At 61.7% G+C, this 394-nt stretch carries 1 protein-coding gene; it reads left to right on the top strand.

Features of this window, described 5'->3' with window-relative positions:
• Positions 1-15 precede the first annotated feature (15 nt).
• On the top strand, positions 16-394 hold a 379-nt coding region (locus U5A57_RS41425), incomplete at its 3' end, for a TAXI family TRAP transporter solute-binding subunit (protein WP_321918124.1).

Genomic DNA, 394 nt, shown 5'->3' with positions numbered 1-394 from the left:
GGCGGGAGAGAGACCATGTTGAAAACGACTCTAGCGGGAGTGGCGACGCTGATCGCCCTGCTTTTCTCGGCGCTCGCCGTCGCCGCAGACGCGAACTACAAGATCGTGACCGGCCCCGAGCGCGGCACGTACATTCAGATCGGCCAGGATCTGTCGAAATGGGTGGCGCCTCCGGCCGGCATCGACCTCGAGGTGATTCCATCGAAAGGCTCGGCGGAAAACGTGCAGCGCATGCGTTTCGAGCCCGGTGTGAAGCTCGCACTCGTGCAGTCCGACGTCTATCAGGCCTACGTCGATATGGCCAACTCCGGCAACGAAGAGGCCGGCACACTGATACGGCCGCTGCGGCTCATCATGCCGCTCTATGACGAGGAGATTTACTTCGTCGTGCGTA

The sequence above is a fragment of the Paraburkholderia sp. J11-2 genome, assembly GCF_905220185.1.
Lineage (GTDB): Bacteria > Pseudomonadota > Gammaproteobacteria > Burkholderiales > Burkholderiaceae > Paraburkholderia.
The sequence above is the reverse complement of the archived record's forward strand: the minus strand, read 5'-3'. Positions and strand labels throughout refer to the sequence as shown.